Annotated in this window: 1 pseudogene; it reads right to left on the reverse strand. The window is 68.8% G+C overall.

Annotation, left to right across the window (positions count from 1 at the left end):
- Nucleotides 1-137 precede the first annotated feature (137 nt).
- Nucleotides 138-23723, reverse strand: a pseudogene (locus tag ACYR7D_RS02910) (non-ribosomal peptide synthase/polyketide synthase); the annotation flags it as partial.
- Nucleotides 23724-24050: the final 327 nt, after the last annotated feature.

The raw sequence follows: 24050 nt of genomic DNA on the forward strand, positions 1-24050 counted from the left end.
AGCACGGAATCCCGGCGCGACAGCGCGGAATCGAGGAGCGAGCCGCTCACCGGCGGTGATCGGACGGCGCGAACAACACGCGCCGCCCGATCCGGATCGCGGAGACAGCCCCGCCGGCAACTCCCGGCGGGCCGGCCTCAGCGTCTGCCGGAGGGACCGGCGAGCCGGGCCAGCAGCCGCGGCGCGATCACCGACAGCGCTTCCACCGTCGTCATACCCTCGTGTTCCGCCGGAACCGGGTATTCGACGATGTCACCGAACACATACGGCCGCCAATCCGCGGCCCGCGGGCCGGCCTGTCGCGTACCGGGAGTGGGCACATCGGCGCGGAAGAAATCGACGGCACCGCGGTAGATCCCCGGCCGGTGGCCGGCGATCAGTTCCGCGGACCGCACCGCGGTCCGGTACACCCCGCGCAGCCGTTCCACCGGCAACTGCAGCAGCTCCGGGGGGATCAGCTCGTGCAGGCGGGCGAGTTCGGCGTCGTCGAGTTCGCCGATGCCCTTCTCCGCGGCCGGTTCCTCGGTGATGATTCCCCGGTCCACCAGTGCCGCACGCAGGGCGGTCTCGAACAGCCCCGGGTCGACGTCGGGGTGACTGTCCAGCAATGCCAGCATCTCGACCCGCTCCCCCGCCGCCTGCAACTCGGTGGCGACGGCGTGGGCCAGCACACCACCCAACGACCAGCCGAGCAGCCGGTACGGGCCGGTCGGCTGGATTCGCCGGATCTCCGCCAGGTAGCGTGCCGCGATCTCCGCCAGCGAGACCGGATCGTAGTCGGGTTCGGTGTACGCGGGCGACTGGATACCGTAGATCGGTTGATCTTCGGGCAGCAGTCCGACCAGCCCGGCGAAGCTCCACGCCAGGCCGTCCCTGGCGTGGATGGCGAATATCGGTGTGGCGGTGCCGGTTTCGCGAATGGGAAGGACCACCCGCAACGCCGCCTCGGACAACTCCTCCGTTTCGTCCGGTTCGGCGAGCCGGGCGGCGAGCCCGGCGACGGTCGCCTCGGTGAACAACCACTGCACACCGACCGCGATCCCGGTCACCGCCTTCAGACGGGCCACGACCCGGGTCGCCAGCAGCGAGTTGCCGCCGAGGGCGAAGAACGAGTCGTCGATCCCAACCCGGTCCGTACCGAGAACCTCGGCGAAGATCTCGGCAACGGTGCGCTCCAGCGGGGAGCGCGGTGCCCGGAATTCACGGGTCTCGAACACCGGCGCCGGCAGCGCCCGGCGATCCAGCTTCCCGGCGGGGGTCAACGGAATCGCGTCGAGCACCATGATCGACGACGGCACCATATACGACGGCAACCGCTGCCCGACATGCGCGATCAGCGCCGCGGTATCCACCGTGGCGCCCGGCACCGGGACCACATACGACACCAGCGACACCGCGCCCGCGGTGTTCTCGTGGCCGATGGTGACCGCGAAATCGACGGTCTCGTGCGCGGTCAGCGCGGCGTCGATCTCCCCGAGTTCGATCCGGAAACCCCGAACCTTGACCTGGAAATCGTTGCGGCCCACATACTCCAGCACCGGATCACCCGCGCCGTCACGACGCCACCGCACCACATCACCGGTGCGATACAACCGCGCCCCCGGCCCACCGAAGGGATCGGCCACGAACCGCTGCGCGGTCAAACCCGCCCGAGCGTGGTAGCCCCGCGCCAGCTGCACCCCACCGACATACAACTCACCGGCCACCCCCTCGGGCACCGGATTGAGCCGATCATCGAGCACCAGCGCCCGCATCCCCCGCACCGGACCACCGATACTCACCCGATCACCCGGCCGCAACACGCCACTGATATTCGTGGCCACCGTCGCCTCGGTCGGACCGTAGGCATTGTGGAACCGGCGATCGAGACCACTATCGGCGGGCACCGACCACTTCGCCACCAGATCCGCCGAAATCGCCTCACCACCGGCGATGATCACTTTCATCCCGGCCAGATCCGCCGGATCCAGCGACGCCAGCACCGACGGGGTGATCAACCCGACCGTCACACCTTCCCGGGCGATCAGCTCACCCAGCTCCGCGCCACCATAGGTACCGGTCGGCACCACCACCAGCGCACCACCGGAACCCACCGCCAGCAGCAACTCCAGGATCGAGGCATCGAAACTCGGCGACGCGAACGCCAACGCCCGCGTCTGCGCGTTCAACCGGTACCGCCGCACCTGCTCGGCACTGAAATTCGCCAGACCGGCATGAGTGACCACCACACCCTTGGGCACACCGGTGGAACCGGAGGTGTAGATGACATAGGCGGTGTTGGCCGGGGTCAACGCCCGCACCCGGTCGGTGTCGGTGACCGGGTCCGCCGAACAACCCGAAAGATCGAGTTCGTCGAGGACCAGCCACTGCACCCCGGACTCGGGCAGATCCGCCCGCACACTCGAGACCGTGATACCCACCGGCGCACCGGAATCGGTGAGCATATGCGCGATCCGGTCCGCCGGGTAGGTCGGGTCGATCGGGACGAACGCCGCACCGGATTTGGTGACCGCCCATTCGGCGAGTACCGAATCCGCCGACCGCGGTACCGCTACCGCCACCAGGTCCTCGGTCCCCACACCCCGCGCGATCAACGCCCGCGCCAACCGGTTGGACCGTTCGTCGAACTCGGCGTAGGAGTAGCCGACACCGTCGAACACCACCGCCGGCGCCGACGGGTCCACCGCCACCGCCGCGGCCAGCAACTCCGGCAACGTCGACGCAGACACCGCCGGCCCACCCGACCGCGAGCCCAACTCGGCACGCTCGGTGGAGCTCAGGAATTCCACCTCGCTCACCGGCAGTTCGGGAGTGTCGATCAGGTGGTCGATCACCCGCAGCAGGCGCGCGGCCGTGGTTTCGACGGTTCGGGCGTCGAATCGGCTGGTCAGGTACCGCAGCGAGATCCCGACCGTATTCTCCGCCGTCACCACGAGGGTCAGCGGGTAGTGGCTGTTGTCGCGCGTGCCCACACCGGTGACCGACATACCGTCGATATCGCCGGTGGCGGCGACAGCCGCGGCATCGGTGGGATAGGACTCGAAGACGAACAGGCTGTCGAACTGCACCGCGGTACCGACGGCCTGCTGGATATCGGTCAGTCCGAGGTAGTGGTGCTCCAGCAACGCGGCTTGCGCGCGCTGTTGTTCGGTGAGCAGTTCGCCGAGGCTCGCCCGCTTGTCCAGCCGCACCCGTACCGGCAGCGTGTTGATGAAAAGACCGACCATGGACTCGATACCGGGCAGTTCCGCCGGGCGGCCGGACACCGTGGCACCGAACACCACATCGTCGCGACCGGTGATCCAGCCGAGCAGCACCCCCCACGCCGCCTGCACCAGCGTATTCACGGTGATTCCGAGATCGGTGGTCCGGGCAGTGAGTTTCCGGGTGCGATCCTCGTCGATCTCCACGAAAACCGCGCCGACATCGTAGTTCTCCGCCGCTACCGGCTGCGGAGCCAGCAGCGAGGGCTCGGTGAAACCGTCCAGCGCGTCGCGCCAGGCCTGTTCCGAGACGGCCCGATCCCGGCCCGCGAGCCAGGACAAGAAGTTGCGATACGAGGCCACCCGCGGCAGTGCGGAAGTGTCGCCACGCAGCGCGTACAGCACCAGCAGTTCCCGCATGAGCAGCGGCATGGACCAGCCGTCGAGCAGGATGTGGTGGGTGGTGATGGCCAGCTGCCACGCGTCCTCGGCCCACCGGACGAGGTGGAACCGGATCAGCGGTGGGGCCGACATATCGAAATGCTCGGCCTTGTCCGCGGCCAGCAGCCGGTCCAGCTCATCCGCGCGTTCGCTCTCCGGCAGATCGCGCAGATCGATATCGCGCCACGGCACCGCTACCTTGTCGAGCACCACCTGCACCCACCGACCGGAGGTATCGGCGACGAACGCGGTCCGCAGGTTCGCGTACCTGCCGACCAATGCCTCGGCGGCCTGCCGCAGCCGGGCCGAGTCCACCGTGCCGGCCAGGTCGACCGACGACTGCATGGTGTAGACGTCCACCCCGTCCCGCACGAGCTGAGCGTGGAACAGCAGCCCCGACTGCAGCGGCGACAGCGGCCACACCTCCGTCAGCGCCGGGTATTCGTGCTCCCACCGTTCGATATCGCTCTGCGAAACCCGCACCAGCGACATATCGGACGGGGTGAAACCACCGGCATCCGGCCGGCGCACATGCTCGGCGAGCGCGGTGAGCGCGGCGACCCACAGATCCGCGAACTCACGTGCCCGGGCCTCGGTGAGCAGTCCGGCGGGATAGGCGAAAGCCGCGGTCAGTACCGGGCCGTCCGCCCCGGAATTGACGATGGCGTTGATGTCCAGCACCGCGTTGGCGGGCATATCGCGGTCCATATCCGCATCGATCGGCCCCAGATCGGCGGTCGGCATCCAACCCATTTCGGCGAGTTCGGCAGGAAGCTCACCGGCGGATACGCGACCCAGATAGTTGAAACTGATCTGGCCCGGCACCCGCTCCGGCAGCCGGGCGCCGGTCTCGGGATTCGAATAACGCAGCAGACCGTAGCCGAGCCCCTTGTCCGGAACGGCGAGCAACTGTTCCTTCACCGATTTCACGACCGCTCCGAATGCGGGACCACCGGCGAAAGCCTCGTCGAGATCGACCCCCGGCAGCTCCAGCCGTACCGGGTGCACGGCGGTGAACCAGCCGACGGTGCGGGACAGATCGGCCCCGGGCACCACCGTTTCCTCACGGCCGTGTCCTTCGAGTTTGACCAGTGTCGCCGCGGACGGGCCGTCCCCGCGCCAGCGGGCGGCCGCCAACGCGAGCGCGGACAGCAGAGCGTCGTTCGGGCCACCGTGATAGCGGGCTCCGACGGTGGTCAGCACCGCCTCGGTGATATCGGTGGGCAGTGCCACCTCGAACCGTTCCACGGTCGCGTTGGTGTCCACGGCCGGGTCGAACGGACGAGCGCCCAGCGCCGGGTCCGGGGTGGACGCGATCTTCTGCCAGTACGGCAGTTCCGCGACACGTCCGGGATCGATGGCGGCCTCGGCGAGCCCGTGGGCCCACCGCCGCAGCGAGGTACCCACCGGCGGCAACGCCACCGCTCGCCCGGCCGCGATCTGCGACCAGGCCGATGCCAGGTCCGGGATGATGATCCGCCAGGACACACCGTCGACCACGAAATGGTGCGCCACGAACAGCAGTACATCGCGGCGCTCGCCGCGGAAGGAGAACCACACGAACTGCGCCATCACGGCGCGGGCCGGATTCAGACGACCCAGGGCGGAATCGAATTCGGCCGAAGCGAGGCGGGTGAGTTCCGCGTCGCCGACCGTATCGTCGAGTTCCACCTTGCGTATCAGCGCGCCGATATCGATGGCACCGGGCGCCAGCGCCTCGAACGCGGCCACACCCGCCTCGACCCGCAACCGGGTGCGCAACGCGTCATGGTGGTCGAATACCGCCGCCAAGGTGGCGACCAGCGTTTCGTGGTCGATACCGTCCGGCAGGCGCAACACCATCGGCTGCGAGAACCGCTGGTACGAGGCGTTCCCACCGAGAATCTGCGCCATGACCGGCAGTACCGGCATCTCGCCGACCCCCCGGCCCGGCAGCTCCGTCAACCGCTGCTCGGCCGCGTCGCCGAGCGTGGCGACCTCGGCGAGCGCGGCCACGGTCCGGCGCTCGAACACATCCCGGGGCGTGAAGACCACACCGCGGGCCTTGGCCCGGGACACCAGCTGGATGGACAGAATGCTGTCGCCGCCGAGGGAGAAGAACGAATCGTCCACGCCGACCTGGTCGATTCCCAGGACATCGGCGAATATCTCGCAGATGATCGTTTCCGCCTCGCCCTCCGGCGCCCGGAAGGCACGGGCCTCCAGCACCGGCTCCGGGAGGGCTTTACGGTCCAGTTTGCCCACCGGGGTCAGCGGGAGCTCGTCCAGCACCGTGAGCACTGACGGCACCATATGCGCCGGCAACCGCTGGGCCACGAATTCGCTCACCGCACCGGTATCCACACTCCGCCCCGGCACCGCCAGCACGTACGACACCAGAATGGTCGCCCCCGCATCCGTTTCCCGGCCCAGGGTCACCGCGTACTCGATATCCGGGTGCGCGGCCAGCGCCGTATCGATCTCACCCAGTTCGACACGGAAACCGCGGATCTTGACCTGGAAGTCCGAACGGCCCACATAGTCCAGTTCCCGATGTACCGTCGGCAACGCCTCGTTGCCGGCTCGCGCACCCGGCGCCGAGTACCAGCGCACCACATCACCCGTGCGGTACATCCGGGACCCCGTGGAACTGAACGGATTGGCGACGAAACGATCGGCGGTCAGCCCGGGCCGGTTGTGGTAACCGCGCGCCAGCGCACCACCGGCCAGATACAACTCACCCGCCACCCCCGGCGGCACCGGATTCAACCGCGAGTCCAGGACCAGCGCCGACATCCCGTGCACCGGTTCACCGATGGTGACATGCGCACCGGGAACCAAACGGGCATACGACGAGATGATGGTCGTCTCGGTGGGTCCGTACCCGTTGAAGTACCGGCGACCCGGCTCCCATTTCGCCAGCAGTTCCGGGGTGGTCACATCACCACCGACCGACAGCACCTCCAGGGCATCCAGTCCGGCCGGATCCACGGTTCCCAGCACCGCCGGGGTGATGATGGTATGGGTGACCTCTTCGCTACGCAGCAGCTCGGCCAGGTCCGGTCCACCGATGATCTCTCCCGGCACCACCACCAGGGTCGCGCCCACATAACCGGTGCAGACCCATTCCAGCACCGAGGGGTCGAAACTCGGTGAACAGATGTGCAGGAACCGATGCTTCGGCTCGAGGGCGTACAGGTCGGCAGCCACATCGACGAGACCACCGATACCCGCGTGGGTCACCACCACACCCTTGGGCAGGCCCGTGGAACCGGAGGTGTAGATGACATACGCCGGATGCCGCATCCGCAACGGCGCGATCCGGTCGGCGTCGGTCACCTCCCCGTCCGATTCCGCCGCGGCCCGCGCCAGGAACCGTGGATCGTCCAGCCGCAGCCACTGCACGTCACCGGGCAACCGGTTCACGAACCGATCGCTGGTCAAGCCCAATACGGCACCGGAATCGGAGAGCATATGCCGCATCCGGTCCTGCGGATAATTCGGATCCACCGGAAGGTGCGCACCACCGGCCTTGGCCACGGCCCAGAACGCCAGCACCATCTCGTACGAACGCGGGAACGCCAGCGCCACGATACGTTCGGGTCCGACACCGTGTTCGATGAGCACCCGCGCCAAGCGGGACGATTCCGCGTCGAGCTCCCGATACGTCACCGACCGGCCCCGATAGCGGACCGCCACACCGTCCGGATTCGCCCGGACACCGTGCGCGAGCAGGTCCGGAATCAGACCTGTCGCCATCACATCGTCATCGTGGATACGGGTGAGGAGGCGGTATTCGGAATCATCGATCACCGGCAGATCACCGATCGGTGTATCCGGCTTCCGGGTGACGGCGTCCAGCAGGTGCAGGAACCGACGCGCGAAGACACCGACGGTGTCCTCGTCGAAAAGATCGCGGGCATAGGAGAACTCGGCCGCCATACCGGCACCGGTTTCGATGACCCTCAGCGAGAGATCGAATTTGGCGGTATCGATATCGAAATCCACTCCGGCTACCCGCAGTCCGGGCAGCTCGAACTCGGATTGCGGCATGTTCTCGAACGACAACGCCACCTGGAACAACGGATGCCTGGCGGTGGACCGCTCCACCGCCACCATTTCCACCAGTCGTTCGAACGGCACATCCGCATGCGCGAACGCCTGCAGATCGGCTTCCTTGGTCGCCGCCAGGAATTCACGGAAACTGGATTCGCCCCGTACATGCGACCGCAATACCAGCGTGTTGACGAACATCCCGACCAGATCGTCGAGTTCGGCCTCACCGCGCCCGGCGATGGGCGCGCCCACGGCCACATCGTCGGTCCCCGACATCCGCGCCAGGAACAGCGCCAGCGCCGCGTGTACCACCATGAAAACCGTGGCATTGTGCTCGGCGGCCATCCGGGTCACGGCCTCGTGCAACCGCTCATCGATCCGGAACGGCACCGTCCCGCCGGCGAACGACTGCACATTCGGGCGCGGCCGATCGCTGGGCAGGTTCAGCTCGTCCGGCAACCCGGCCAGCGCCTGGCGCCAGTACGCGGCCTGCGCGCTGACCAGGCTTTCCGGATCGTCCTCCGACCCGAGCACCTCCCGCTGCCAGATGCTGTAATCGGCGTACTGCACCGGCAACGGCGCCCAGCCGGGAGCCGAACCCGCCGCGCGAGAAACATAGGCGGCCACCACATCTCGCGTCAGCGGGCCCATCGACCAGCCGTCGGCACCGATGTGGTGCACCACGAACACCAGCACATACTCATCGTCGGACAGATGCAGCAGCGCCATCCGCAAGGGGACTTCGGTCGTCACGTCGAAACCGGCCGCGACCATACCGGCGATCCGGTCGCGCAGATCCGCCGCCGCCACCGGAACCGGAACGAGGTCGGGCACGGCCTGTTCGACCGGCAGCAGCAGCTGATACGGCTGCCCGTCCTGGGCGGGATAAACCGTTCGCAGGGTTTCGTGCCGCCGCGCCACATCGACGACGGCCTGCCGCAAGGCCGACACATCGAGGTCACCGGACAGGCGGATCGCGACCGGGATGTTGTAGGCAGCCGAACCGGTATCGAACTGGTTGAGGAACCACATCCGCTGCTGCGCCAGCGACAACGGCACCCGGTCCGGACGCGACCGTGGCGCGAGAGCCGGCAGGTCGCGCGTGCCGGTGGTACTTTCCGCGGCGACAGCGAGAGCGGCGACGGTCGGTGCTTCGAACAGGGTCCGGACCGGGACCTGGGTATCCAACGCTTTACCCAGCCGGGCCGCGACCTGGGTCGCGATCAGCGAGTTACCACCCAGAGCGAAGAAATCATCATCGGCGCCGACGCGGGGCACGCCCAGCACCTCGGCGAAGATCCCGGCCACGATCTCCTCGATCGGGGTCGAAGCCGCCCGGAACGCCCGGGTCTCGAGCCCGGGCTCGGGCAACGCTTTACGATCCAGTTTCCCGTTGACCGTCAACGGCAACGCGTCCAGCACCATCAACACCGCCGGCACCATGTACGACGGCAACCGCGACCCCAGCTGCGAACGCACCCACCCCACATCCACACCCGCAGCGGTATCGGCGGGCACGAGGTAGCCCACCAACCGGTCCCCGGTCCGGGGATCGGATCGCGCGATCACCACGGCCGCGGCGATCCCGGGCAACGCCAGCAACGCCGCCTCGATCTCGGCGAGCTCGATCCGGAAACCCCGCACCTTGACCTGGAAATCGGTCCGGCCCCGGTACTCGAGTTCCCCGGCCCGGTTCCACACCACCAGGTCCCCCGTGCGATACATCCGCTGCCCGGTCACGAACGGGTCGGCCACGAAACGTTCCGCGCTCAACCCCGCCCGCGCGTGATAGCCCTGCGCCAGCTGCGCCCCGGCCAGATACAGTTCCCCGGCCACCCCGTCGGGCACCGGCCGCAGCCGGGCATCGAGCACATACACCCGCGAGTTCCACTGCGGTACCCCGATCGGCACCGAGACCCGGTCGGCGCCGGTGACCCGGTGAGTGGTGATCGAGACCGCGGCCTCGGTCGGGCCGTAGAGGTTGAACAACCCGATCCCGGGATACCGGTCCAGTACCCGCTGCGCGGTCGCGGCCGGGAGGGCTTCCCCGATGGCCAGTACCCGCCGCAGGCTCGCGGGCAGACCGGTGCCGTCGGTGGTCAGCAACGCGTCCAGCATCGACGGCACCACCGTCAGCGTGGTCACCCCCTGCTCGGCCATCACCGCGTTCAGATACGCCGGGTCGCGGTGTCCTTCCGCGGTGGTCAGGACCACACGGCCCCCGCAGGTCACCGCGGCCCAGAACTCCCAGACCGACAGGTCGAAGGTGGCCGCGGTCTTCAGCACCACCGCATCCGAGGGGTCGAACCCGAACTCGGTGTGCAGGTAACGCAACTGGTTCACGATCGCGGTATGGGTGACCGCCACCCCCTTGGGCCGCCCGGTCGACCCGGACGTGAAGATCACATACGCGGTGTTACCCGGCCGCAACGGCGCGACCCGCTCCGCGTCGGTGACCGGGGAACCGTCGTAGCCGCTGATATCGAGATCATCGACCACCACGACCGGCGCACCCACCCCCTCGGGGACCGCGACGGTATCCGAGCTGCTGGTCAGCACGCATACCGGTGCCGCGGTCTGCAGGATGTAGCCGCTGCGTTCGCCCGGCTGGTCCGGGTCCACCGGCACATAGACCCCACCCGCGGTGGTCACCGCGTACATCGCGACCACCAGATCCAGCGAACGCCGCAGCACCAGACCCACCCGGTCCTGCGGGCCCACCCCACACTCGATCAGATACCGCGCCAACCGGTTGACCCGGCCACCCAACTCGGCATAAGAAACCCGCTGCCCCTCGGCCGTGACCACAGCCACCGCCTCCGGACCCACAGCGACCGAGGCATCCAACAACGACGCCAACGTCACACCCGGCTCCAGCGCACGACCGGTCGCATTACGCCGTCCCAGCACCTGCGCCCGCTCCTGCGGATCCAGCAGGTCCACATCGCCCACCGGCCGCGCCGGCTCGGCCACCACCGCGGCCAGCAATCGGACGAACCGGTCGACGAAACCCGCCACCGTGGCACGGTCGAACAAGTCGGTGGCATAGGTGATGTACCCGGCCATACCCTGGGCCGCGCCGGTGGCGTCGTAGCTGTCCCCGATGATCAGGTGCAGGTCGAACTGGGAGATCTCGGTATCGATCTCCACCCCGGAAACCGTCAGCCCCGGCAGCTCCAGACTCGACTGCGCCAGGTTCTGGAACGACAACCCCACCTGGAACAGCGGATGCCGCGCGGTCGACCGCGCCGGGTTCAACACCTCGACCAGCCGCTCGAACGGCACATCCGCGTGCGCGAACGCCGCGATATCCACCTCACGCTGGCGGCTCAGCAGCTCGGTGAACGCCTCACCCCGATCCAGCTGGGTGCGGAAGACCAGCGTGTTGACGAACATACCGATCAGGTCGTCGAGCGCGGCCTCCCCACGCCCGGCCACCGGAGTACCGATGGTGATGTCGTCGCTACCGGACAACCGCGACAGCAACACCGCCAACGCCGAATGCACGGCCATGAACAGAGTGGCGTTCTGCGCCTGGGCCACCCGCAGCAGCCCCGCATGGGTAGCGGCGTCGATCGCGACCTCGACCCGGCCGCCGGCGAAGGACTGCACCGCCGGGCGCGGCCGGTCCGTCGGCAACTCCAGCTGATCCGGCACACCCGCCAGAGCCGACCGCCAGTAGCCGATCTGCTTCGCCGCCAGCGATTCCGGATCGGCCTCGTCGCCGAGGAGTTCGCGCTGCCAGATGCTGTAGTCGGCGTACTGCACCGGCAACGGCGCCCACCCCGGCATCTCACCGGCGGCCCGTGCCGCGTAGGCGGTCATCACATCCCGGGTCAGCGGGCCCACCGAGGAGCCGTCACCGGTGATGTGGTGCACCACCATCACCAGCACGTACTCGCCGGCCATCGCGGCACCCGCACCGTTGGTATGGATCGCATCGGCCGCAGTGGTCACGCTGTTCGCATCGTTCACTTCGAGTAGCGCGACCCGTAGGGGTACCTGTTCGGTGACATCGAAACCGGTCGATGCCAGTTCCGTGACCGCCGCCACCACCTCGGTGGCGGTCACCGACCGCACCGTCAGCTCGGGTACCGCGTCCCCGGCGGGCAGCACCACCTGCACCGGGCCGGACTCGGTCTCCGGGTACACCGTGCGCAGCACCTCGTGCCGGCCCACCACATCGGCGACCGCCGCCCGCAGCGCCGCCACATCCAGCACACCGGTCAACCGGATCGCCAACGGCAGGTTGTAGGCCGCCGACTGCTGATCGAACCGGTTGAGGAACCACATCCGCTGCTGCGCCAGCGACAACGGCACCCGGTCCGGACGTGGCTGCGGCACCAGCGCCGCCCGCCCGCCGGAGCCGGCCTGTTCCTGGATCCGGGCGGCCAGGGCTGCGACGGTGGAGGTTTCGAACAGGGTCCGGACCGGGACCTGGGTATCCAGCGCGGCACCCAGCCGGGCCGCGACCTGGGTCGCGATCAGCGAGTTACCGCCCAGGGCGAAGAAGTCGTCGTCGGCGCCGACGCGTGGGAGAGCGAGGATTTCGGCGAAGATCCCGGCCACGATCTCCTCGATCGGGGTCGAGGCCGCCCGGAACTCCCGCGCCTGGAACTCCGGCTCCGGCAACGCTTTGCGGTCCAGCTTGCCGGACGTGTTGAGCGGCAACGCCTCCAACACCATCACCGCCGCGGGCACCATGTAGGCCGGCAGCACCTGTCGCACCGCGTCGAGCAACTCGGCCGCCACGATCCGCGCACCCGGGGCCGGCACGACATAGCCGACCAGCTGTTCACCCAGCTGCGACGCGGCGACCGTGACCACGGCCTGGCTGACCTGCGGCCGGGCCAGCAACGCGGACTCGATCTCGCCGAGTTCGATGCGCTGACCCCGGAACTTCACCTGGAAATCGGTGCGCCCCAGATACTCCAGCACCGCCCGCGCACCACCCTCGGTGCCGGCACCGCCCTCGGTGCCGGTACCGGTGTCGGTGTCGGTGTCGAGGGCCCGCCAGCGCACCAGGTCGCCGGTGCGGTACATGCGCTGTCCGGGGGTGTAGGGGTTGGCCACGAACCGGTCCGCCGACAGGTCCGGGCGGGTGACATACCCCCGCGCGAGCTGGTCACCGGCCAGATACAACTCACCGGTCACCCCCACCGGTACCGGCCGCAGCCGGGCGTCGAGCACATACACCCGCGAGTTCCACTGCGGCACCCCGATCGGCACGCTACCGGCCTCGGCACCGGTCGCCGGCCAGTAGGTGATCGACACCGCCGCCTCGGTCGGACCGTACAAATTGTGCACCGCCGCCGACGTCACCGCCCGGACCGCGGCCACCGTCTCCGGCGGCAACGCTTCACCGATCACGAACACCTCACGCAACGACGGGATCGACCCCGCCGGAGTGTGGGCGGCGAACACGCTCAGCATCGACGGCACGAAATCGGTCACCGTGACCCGCTGCTCGGCGATCACCTCCGCCAGATAAGCCGGATCCCGATGCCCGTCGGGGGTGGCCACCACCAGCCGCGCGCCGGCGGCCAACGGCAGGAAGTATCCCCACAGCGACACATCGAAGGTGGTCGCGGTCTTCTGCAGGTACACATCCTCGCTACCCAGCGGGTACTGGGCCAGCATCCACGCCACCTGGTTGACGATCGCGGCGTGGGTGACCGCCACCCCCTTGGGCCGCCCCGTCGACCCGGACGTGAACAGCACATACGCGGTATTGCCCGGCCGCAACGGCGCCACCCGCTCCGCATCGGTAACCGGCGTACCGGCATACCCGGACACATCGAGGTCGTCGATGCTCACCACCGGCACCGGGGTGCCGGCGGGTACGGCGTCGGCGTCGCGGGTGGTGGTCAGCACGCATACCGGGTTCGCGGTCTCGAGGATGTAACCGATCCGTTCACCCGGGTGCGCCGGATCCAACGGCACATAGGCGCCACCAGCGGCCAGGACACCGTACATGCCCACCACCAGCTCCACCGACCGCGACATCATCAACCCGACCAGCGACTCCGGCCCCACCCCCTGGGCGATGAGATACCGCGCCACCCGGTGCACCCGGTCAGCGAACTGCCCGTAGGACAGACGTGTCCCCTCGAAGCTGACCGCGACTCGGTCCGGGTATGCCGCGGCCATCGCCTCGAACTCGTCGAGCAGCAGCCCCGCCGGCAGCGGATGCTCGGTGGCATTCCACTCCGCCAAGACCCGGGTGCGTTCGGCCGGGGCCAGCACCTCCACATCACCCACCGGCTGGGTGGGGTCGACCACGATCTGGCTCAACACCCGCAGGAACCGGTCCACGAACCCCTGCACGGTGGCGTGATCGAACAGAGCACGCGAATAGGTCAGGTACCCGGCCGCGCCCTGCGGGGCCCCGGATTCGTCGTAGGTGTCGCCGAGGATCAGGTTCAGATCGAACTGCGAGATCTCGGTATCGATATCGACACCCGAGACCGTCAACCCCGGCAACTCCAGTACGGAGGCGGCCAGGTTCTGGAAGGTCAACCCCACCTGGAACAGCGGGTGCCGTGCCTGCGACCGGGCCGGGTTCAGTACCTCGACCAGCCGCTCGAACGGCACATCCGCGTGCGCGAACGCCGCGATATCGACCTCACGCTGGCGGCTCAGCAGCTCGGTGAACGCCTCACCCCGATCCAGCTGGGTGCGGAAGACCAGCGTGTTGACGAACATACCGATCAGGTCGTCGAGCGCGGCCTCCCCACGCCCGGCCACCGGGGTACCGATGGTGATGTCGTCGCTACCGGACAACCGCGACAACAACACCGCCAACGCCGAATGCACCACCATGAACAGAGTGGCGTTCTGTGCCTGGGCCACCCGCAGCAGCCCGGCATGGGTGTCGGCGTCGATCGCGACCTCGACCCGGCCGCCGGCGAAGGACTGCACCGCCGGACGCGGCCGGTCCGTCGGCAACTCCAGCTGATCCGGCACACCCGCCAGCGCCGACCGCCAATACCTGATCTGCTTCGCCGCCAGCGATTCCGGATCGTCCTCGTCGCCGAGCAGTTCGCGCTGCCAGATGCTGTAGTCGGCGTACTGCACCGGCAACGGCGCCCACCCCGGCACCTCACCCGCGGCCCGTGCCGCGTAAGCGGTCATCACGTCCCGCGCCAGCGGCCCCACCGAGGAGCCGTCACCGGCGATGTGGTGCACCACCATCACCAGCACGTACTCGCCGGCCACCGCGGCGCTTACGTTGTCGCCATACCCCCCAACAGCAGTCGGGCCCGCGTCTGCGGCCTCCGCGGTATGCATATCGTTGGTCTGGAGTAGCGCGACCCGCAGTGGTACCTGTTCGGTGACATCGAAACCGGTCGATGCCAGTTCCGTGACCGCCGCGACCACCTCGGTGGCGGTCACCGACCGCACCGTCAGCTCGGGTACCGCGTCCCCGGCGGGCAGCACCACCTGCACCGGACCGGACTCGGTCTCCGGGTACACCGTGCGCAGCACCTCGTGCCGGCCCACCACATCGGCGACCGCCGCCCGCAGCGCCGCCACATCCAGCACACCGGTCAACCGGATCGCCAACGGCAGGTTGTAGGCCGCCGACTGCTGATCGAACCGGTTGAGGAACCACATCCGCTGCTGCGCCAGCGACAACGGCACCCGGTCCGGACGTGGCTGCGGCACCAGCGCCGCCCGCCCACCGGACCCGGCCTGTTCCTGGATCCGGGCGGCCAGGGCTGCGACGGTGGAGGTTTCGAACAGGGTCCGGACCGGGACCTGGGTATCCAACGCGGCACCCAGCCGGGCCGCGACCTGGGTCGCGATCAGCGAGTTACCGCCCAGGGCGAAGAAGTCGTCGTCGGCGCCGACGCGTGGGAGAGCGAGGATTTCGGCGAAGATCCCGGCCACGATCTCCTCGATCGGGGTCGAGGCCGCCCGGAACTCCCGCGCCTGGAACTCCGGCTCCGGCAGTGCTTTGCGGTCCAGCTTGCCGGACGTGTTGAGCGGCAACGCCTCCAACACCATCACCGCCGCGGGCACCATGTAGGCCGGCAGCACCTGTCGCACCGCGTCGAGCAACTCGGCCGCCACGATCCGCGCACCCGGGGCCGGCACGACATAGCCGACCAGCTGTTCACCCAGCTGCGACGCGGCGACCGTGACCACGGCCTGGCTGACCTGCGGCCGGGCCAGCAACGCGGACTCGATCTCGCCGAGTTCGATGCGCTGACCCCGGAACTTCACCTGGAAATCGGTGCGCCCCAGATACTCCAGCACCGCCCGCGCACCACCCTCGGTGCCGGCACCGCCCTCGGTGCCGGTACCGGTGTCGGTGTCGGTGTCGAGGGCCCGCCAGCGCACCAGGTCCCCGGTGCGGTACATGCGCTGTCCGGGGGTGTAGGGGTTGGCCACGAACCGGTCCGCCGACAGGTCCGGGCGGGTGACATACCCCCGCGCGAGCTGGTCACCGGCCAGATACAACTCACCGGTCACCCCCACCGGTACCGGCCGCAGCCGGGCGTCGAGCACATACACCCGCGAGTTCCACTGCGGCACCCCGATCGGCACGCTACCGGCCTCGGTACCGGTCGCCGGCCAGTAGGTGATCGACACCGCCGCCTCGGTCGGACCGTACAAATTGTGCACCGCCGCCGACGTCACCGCCCGGACCGCGGCCACCGTCTCCGGCGGCAACGCTTCACCGATCACGAACACCTCACGCAACGACGGGATCGACCCCGCCGGAGTGTGGGCGGCGAACACGCTCAGCATCGACGGCACGAAATCGGTCACCGTGACCCGCTGCTCGGCGATCACCTCCGCCAGATAAGCCGGATCCCGATGCCCGTCGGGGGTGGCCACCACCAGCCGCGCGCCGGCGGCCAACGGCAGGAAGTATCCCCACAGCGACACATCGAAGGTGGTCGCGGTCTTCTGCAGGTACACATCCTCGCTACCCAGCGGGTACTGGGCCAGCATCCACGCCATCTGGTTGACGATCGCGGCGTGGGTGACCGCCACCCCCTTGGGCCGCCCCGTCGACCCGGACGTGAACAGCACATACGCGGTATTACCCGGCCGCAACGGCGCCACCCGCTCCGCATCGGTAACCGGCGTACCGGCATACCCGGACACATCGAGGTCGTCGATGCTCACCACCGGCACCGGGGTGCCGGCGGGTACGGCGTCGGCGTCGCGGGTGGTGGTCAGCACGCATACCGGGTTCGCGGTCTCGAGGATGTAACCGATCCGTTCACCCGGGTGCGCCGGATCCAACGGCACATAGGCGCCACCAGCGGCCAGGACACCGTACATGCCCACCACCAGCTCCACCGACCGCGACATCATCAACCCGACCAGCGACTCCGGCCCCACCCCCTGGCCGATGAGATACCGCGCCACCCGGTGCACCCGCGCACCCAGTTCCCGATAGGTGAGCTCCTCACCCTCGAAAACCACCGCGACCCGCTCCGGATACGCGGCGACCGCTCGCTCGAACCCGTCGAGCAGCAGCCCCGCCGGCAACGGATGCTCGGTGGCATTCCACTCCGCCAAGACCCGGCTGCGTTCGGCCGGGGCCAGCACCTCCACATCACCCACCGGAACCGAGGGGTTCGCCACCACCTCGGCCAGCACGCGCAGGAACCGGTCCACGAACCCTTGCACGGTGGCGTGGTCGAACAGCGCGGTGGCATAGGTGAAATACCCCGCCACGCCCTGCGGCGCACCACTGGCGTCGTAGTTGTCGCCGAGGATCAGGTTCAGATCGAACTGGGAGAGTTCGGTATCGATATCGACGCCCGAGACCGTCAACCCCGGCAGCTCGAGGGTCGAGGCGGCCAGGTTCTGGAAGGTCAACCCCACCTGGAACAGCGGGTGCCGTGCCTGCGACCGGGCCGGGTTCAGTACCTCGACCAGCCGCTCGAACGGCACATCCGCGTGCGCGAACGCCGCGATATCGACCTCACGCTGCCGCGCCAGCAGGCCGGTGAACGCCTCACCCCGATCCAGCTGGGTGCGGAAGACCAGCGTGTTGACGAACATACCGATCAGATCGTCGAGCGCGGCCTCCCCACGCCCGGCCACCGGGGTACCGATGGTGATGTCATCGCTACCGGACAGCCGCGACAGCAACACCGCCAACGCCGAATGCACCACCATGAACAGAGTGGCGTTCTGCTCCTGAGCCACCCGCAGCAACCCCGCATGGGTGTCGGCGTCGATATGCATCTCGACCCGGCCCCCGGCGAAGGACTGCACCGCCGGACGCGGCCGGTCCGTCGGCAACTCCAGCTGATCCGGCACACCCGCCAGAGCCGACCGCCAATACCCGATCTGCTTCGCCGCCAGCGATTCCGCATCGGCCTCGTCGCCGAGCAGTTCGCGCTGCCACACCGCGTAGTCGGCGTACTGCACCGCCAACGGCGCCCACCCCGGCACCTCACCCGCGGCCCGCGCCGCATAGGCGGTCATCACATCCCGCGCCAGCGGCCCCACCGACGAGCCGTCACCGGCGATGTGGTGCACCACCATCACCAGCACGTACTCGCCGGCCACCGCGGTGCTTGTACCGGTGACACTCGTACCGGCTGTGAGCTTCACGCCGACGGTATCGTCCGCACCGGCCCCAGCGGCGGTGTTGTCCACTTCGAACAATGCGACCCGTAGGGGTACCTGTTCGGTGACATCGAAACCGGTCGATGCCAGTTCCGTGACCGCCGCGACCACCTCGGTGGCGGTCACCGACCGCACCGTCAGCTCGGGTACCGCGTCCCCGGCGGGCAGCACCACCTGCACCGGACCGGACTCGGTCTCCGGGTACACCGTGCGCAGCACCTCGTGCCGGCCCACCACATCGGCGACCGCCGCCCGCAACGCATCCACATCCAGCACACCCGACAACCGGATCGCCAACGGCAGGTTGTAGGCCGCCGACTGCTGATCGAAGCGGTTGAGGAACCACATCCGCTGCTGCGCCAGCGACAACGGCACCCGGTCCGGCCGTGGCTGCGGCACCAGCGCCGCCCGCCCACCGGACCCGGCCTGTTCCTGGATCCGGGCTGCCAGGGCTGCGACGGTGGAGGTTTCGAACAGGGTCCGGACCGGGACCTGGGTATCCAACGCGGCACCCAGCCGGGCCGCGACCTGGGTCGCGATCAGCGAGTTACCGCCCAGGGCGAAGAAGTCGTCGTCGGCGCCGACGCGTGGGAGAGCGAGGATTTCGGCGAAGATCCCGGCCACGATCTCCTCGATCGGGGTCGAGGCCGCCCGGAACTCCCGCGCCTGGAACTCCGGCTCCGGCAGTGCTTTGCGGTCCAGCTTGCCGGACGTGTTGAGCGGCAACGCCTCCAACACCATCACCGCCGCGGGCACCATGTAGGCCGGCAGCACCTGTCGCACCGCGTCGAGCAACTCGGCCGCCACGATCTGCTGCCCCGGGGCCGGCACGACATAGCCGACCAGTTGTTCACCCAGCTGCGACGCGGCGACCGTGACCACGGCCTGGCTGACCTGCGGCCGGGCCAGCAACGCGGACTCGATCTCGCCGAGTTCGATGCGCTGACCCCGGAACTTCACCTGGAAATCGGTGCGCCCCAGATACTCCAGCACCGCCCGCGCACCACCCTCGGTGCCGGCACCGCCCTCGGTGCCGGTACCGGTGTCGGTGTCGGTGTCGAGGGTCCGCCAGCGCACCAGGTCCCCGGTGCGGTACATGCGCTGTCCGGGGGTGTAGGGGTTGGCCACGAACCGGTCCGCCGACAGGTCCGGGCGGGTGACATACCCCCGCGCGAGCTGGTCACCGGCCAGATACAACTCACCGGTCACCCCCACCGGTACCGGGCGCAGCCGGGCGTCGAGCACATACACCCGCGAGTTCCACTGCGGCACCCCGATCGGCACGCTACCGGCCTCGGTACCGGTCGCCGGCCAGTAGGTGATCGACACCGCCGCCTCGGTCGGACCGTACAAATTGTGCACCGCCGCCGACGTCACCGCCCGGACCGCGGCCACCGTCTCCGGCGGCAACGCTTCACCGATCACGAACACCTCACGCAACGACGGGATCGACCCCGCCGGAGTGTGGGCGGCGAACACGCTCAGCATCGACGGCACGAAATCGGTCACCGTGACCCGCTGCTCGGCGATCACCTCCGCCAGATAAGCCGGATCCCGATGCCCGTCGGGGGTGGCCACCACCAGCCGCGCCCCGGCGGCCAACGGCAGGAAATACCCCCACAGCGACACATCGAAGGTGGTCGCGGTCTTCTGCAGGTACACATCCTCGCTACCCAGCGGGTACTGGGCCAGCATCCACGCCACCTGGTTGACGATCGCGGCGTGGGTGACCGCCACCCCCTTGGGCCGCCCCGTCGACCCGGACGTGAACAGCACATACGCGGTATTACCCGGCCGCAACGGCGCCACCCGCTCCGCATCGGTAACCGGCGTACCGGCATACCCACCGGTATCGAGGTCGTCGATGCTCACCACCGGCACCGGGGTGCCGGCGGGTACGGCGTCGGCATCGCTGGTGGTGGTCAGCACGCATACCGGGTTCGCGGTCTCGAGGATGTAGCCGATCCGTTCGGCCGGGTGCGCCGGATCCAACGGCACATAGGCGCCCCCGGCGGCCAGGACACCGTACATGCCCACCACCAGCTCCACCGACCGCGACATCATCAACCCGACCAGCGACTCCGGTCCCACCCCCTGGGCGATGAGATACCGCGCCACCCGGTGCACCCGGTCAGCGAACTGCCCGTAGGACAGACGTGTCCCCTCGAAGCTGACCGCGACTCGGTCCGGGTATGCCGCGGCCATCGCCTCGAACCCGTCGAGCAGCAGCCCCGCCGGCAGCGGATGCTCGGTGGCATTCCACTCCGCCAAGACCCGGGTGCGTTCGGCCGGGGCCAGCACCTCCACATCACCCACCGGAACCGACGGGTTCGCCACCACCTCGGCCAGCACGCGCAGGAACCGGTCCACGAACCCCTGCACGGTCGCGTGGTCGAACAGAGCACGCGAATAGGTCAGGGAACCGCTCAATCCTCGAGGTGCGCCCGCGGTGTCGTAGTTGTCGCCGAGGACCACATTCAGATCGAACTGGGAGATCTCGGTATCGAACTCCACCCCGGAAACCGTCAACCCCGGCAGCTCGAGGGTCGAGGCGGCCAGGTTCTGGAAGGTCAACCCCACCTGGAACAGCGGGTGCCGTGCCTGCGACCGGACCGGGTTCAGTACCTCGACCAGCCGCTCGAACGGCACATCCGCGTGCGCGAACGCCGCGATATCGGCCTCACGCTGGCGGGCCAGCAGGTCGGTGAACGCCTCACCCCGATCCAGCTGGGACCGCAGCACCAGCGTGTTGACGAACATACCGATCAGGTCGTCGAGCGCGGCCTCCCCACGCCCGGCCACCGGGGTGCCCACGGTGATGTCATCGCTACCGGACAACCGCGACAACAACACCGCCAACGCCGAATGCACCACCATGAACAAGGTGGCGTTCTGTGCCTGGGCCACCCGCAGCAGCCCGGCATGGGTGTCGGCGTCGATATGCATCTCGACCCGGCCCCCGGCGAAGGACTGCACCGCCGGGCGCGGCCGGTCCGTCGGCAACTCCAGCTGATCCGGCACACCCGCCAGCGTCGACCGCCAGTAGCCGATCTGCTCGGCTGCCAGCGATTCCGGATCGGCCTCGTCGCCGAGCAGTTCGCGCTGCCACACCGCGTAGTCGGCGTACTGCACCGGCAACGGCGCCCACCCCGGCGCCCCGCCCGCGGCCCGTGCCGCGTAGGCGGTCATCACATCCCGCGCCAGCGGGCCCACCGAGGAGCCGTCACCGGCGATGTGGTGCACCACCATCGTCAGTACGAATTCATCCGCGGCGTCGGATATCTCAAGCAGCGCCACCCGCAGCGGCACCGCCGCCGTCACATCGAAACCGGCGGACACCAGTTCCGATACCGCGGAAACCACCTCGCTCGTGGCCACCGACCGCACCGTCAGCTCGGGTACCGCGTCCCCGGCGGGCAGCACCACCTGTACCGGACCGGACTCGGTCTCCGGGTACACCGTGCGCAGCACCTCGTGCCGGCCCACCACATCGGCGACCGCCGCCCGCAGCGCGTCCACATCCAGTTCACCGGTCAACCGGATCGCCAACGGGATGTTGTAGGCCGCCGACTGCTGATCGAAGCGGTTGAGGAACCACATCCGCTGCTGCGCCAGCGACACCGGCACAGGTTCCGAGCGGCGACCGGCAGCGAGCACCAACCGTCCACCGGAGCCGCTGAGCTCCGCGAGCCGTTCGGCGAACCCCGCCACGGTGGAGGACTCGAAAATCATTCGTGCCGGGATACGAGCGTCCACGGCGGCGCCCAAGCGGGCCGCCACCTGGGTCGCGATCAGCGAGTTACCGCCGAGCTCGAAGAAATCGTCGTCTGCGCCGACCGGATCCGCGGGGTGCAGCAGATCGGCGAAAACAGCGGCGACATGCTTTTCCAGCGGGGTCTGCGGCTCACGGAACACTTTGGTGCGCAGCTGGGGCTCGGGCAGCGCCCGGCGGTCGAGTTTGCCGACGGGGGTCAGCGGAATCTCGTCCAGGACCGTGATACTCGCCGGAACCATATGCGCGGGCAACCGGCTCGCGGCCAGGGCGAGCAGCTCCTCGATATCGATATCGGCCGCGGCGGCCGGATGTACATAGCTGGCCAGTACGGTGGCGCCGCCGGCGCGCTCGTACCCTACGGTGACGGCGAAGTCCACCGATTCGTGTTCGGCCAGTACGGCATCGATCTCGCCCAGCTCGATTCGGAATCCACGTATCTTCACCTGGAAGTCGTTACGACCCAAGTATTCCAACGAGCCGTCGGCGAGCCAGCGCACCAGATCGCCGGTTCGATAGAGACGGGAACCATCGTCGGCGAAAGGGTTCGCCACGAAACGCTGCGCGGTCAGGCCCGGCTGGGCGTGGTAGCCACGGGCCAGCTGGGCTCCGGTGACATAGAGTTCGCCGGTGGCCCCGGTCGGCAGCGGCGCCAGCCGTTCATCCAGTACGTATTCGGTGATACCCCGGGTCGGCGCACCGATGGTGACGGTTTCGTCCGGTTTCAGTGGATCACTGATATTGACCATGATGGTGGTCTCGGTCGGACCGTAGCCGTTGTAGAACTCGCGCGGACGGCCGTCCGCGAGGGTTGCGGTCCAGCGCCGCACCAGATCCGGCGGGCATGCTTCGCCACCGGCGACCACGACGCGCAGATCGTCCAGGCCGGCCGGATCGATCGACGCCAGAGCCGCCGGGGTGATGAACGCATGGGTCACCCCTTCCCGGCGCAGCAGACCGGCCAATTCGTCGCCGCCGTACACGGTGGGCGAGACCACCACCATGGTGGCCGCGCCGCCCAGTGCCAGCAGCAACTCCAGTACCGAGGCGTCGAAGGAGGGGGAGGCGAAGTGCAGGGTGCGGGCAGTCGCGTCCACGCGGTACCGCTCCCGCTGCTCCGCGCAGAAACCGGCCAGCCCGGCCTGGGTGACCACGACCCCCTTCGGGGTACCGGTCGAGCCCGAGGTGTAGATGACATACGCCGGATGCTCGGCGCGCAGCGGACGCAGCCGCTCGTCGAAGGACACCGGTTCGGCCGGATACTCCGCGAGCCGAGCGGCGGCATCCGCGCCGTCGATGGACAGCCATTCCACTCGATCGGGCAGGTCGGCGGCCGATGCCGTCACGGTGAGGCCGAAGACGGCGCCGGAGTCGGACACCATATGCGCGACCCGGTCGGCCGGGTAGCCGGGGTCCACCGGTACGTAGCCGGCGCCGGTTTTGGCCACCGCCCATACCGCGACGACCGAGTCGATCGAACGGGTGATCCCGATCGCGACGAGATCCTCCGGGCCGATACCACGCGCGATCAGCAACCGCGCCAGCCGGTTGGAGCGTTCGTCCAGTTCCGCGTAGGTGAGCCGGCCGAGGTTGCCGGTGGCGTCCGCGTAGCTGACGGCGAGACCCGAGGGGTTGGTTTCCACCGCCGTCGCCATGAGCTGGGGAAGGGTGGTACCGCGAGGGCGCCGGGTGCGGGTGGGACGAGTGCGCGCCGTTCGGGTCATCCCTACATCACTTCCTGGTGGTGCTGGTCACACTGCTCACCGACAACCGAACCCATCAACCTGCCTTGCCTGCCTTGTTCGCTTCCTCCGGCGGTGCGCCGCCGACGGCGAACCGTACCGGCCTGCCGGGCGGTACCTCGCGCAGGGCGCGATCAACCGCCGCCGGACTCGCCGTCGTCCATCATTACATGGGCCGGAAGGGCCCATCTGTTACCACCGAGGTTCTCACCGCCTGGTGACACGGCTGGGCCGCCCGGCGTCGGTGACGCCGGG

The sequence above is a fragment of the Nocardia sp. X0981 genome (assembly GCF_977089955.1).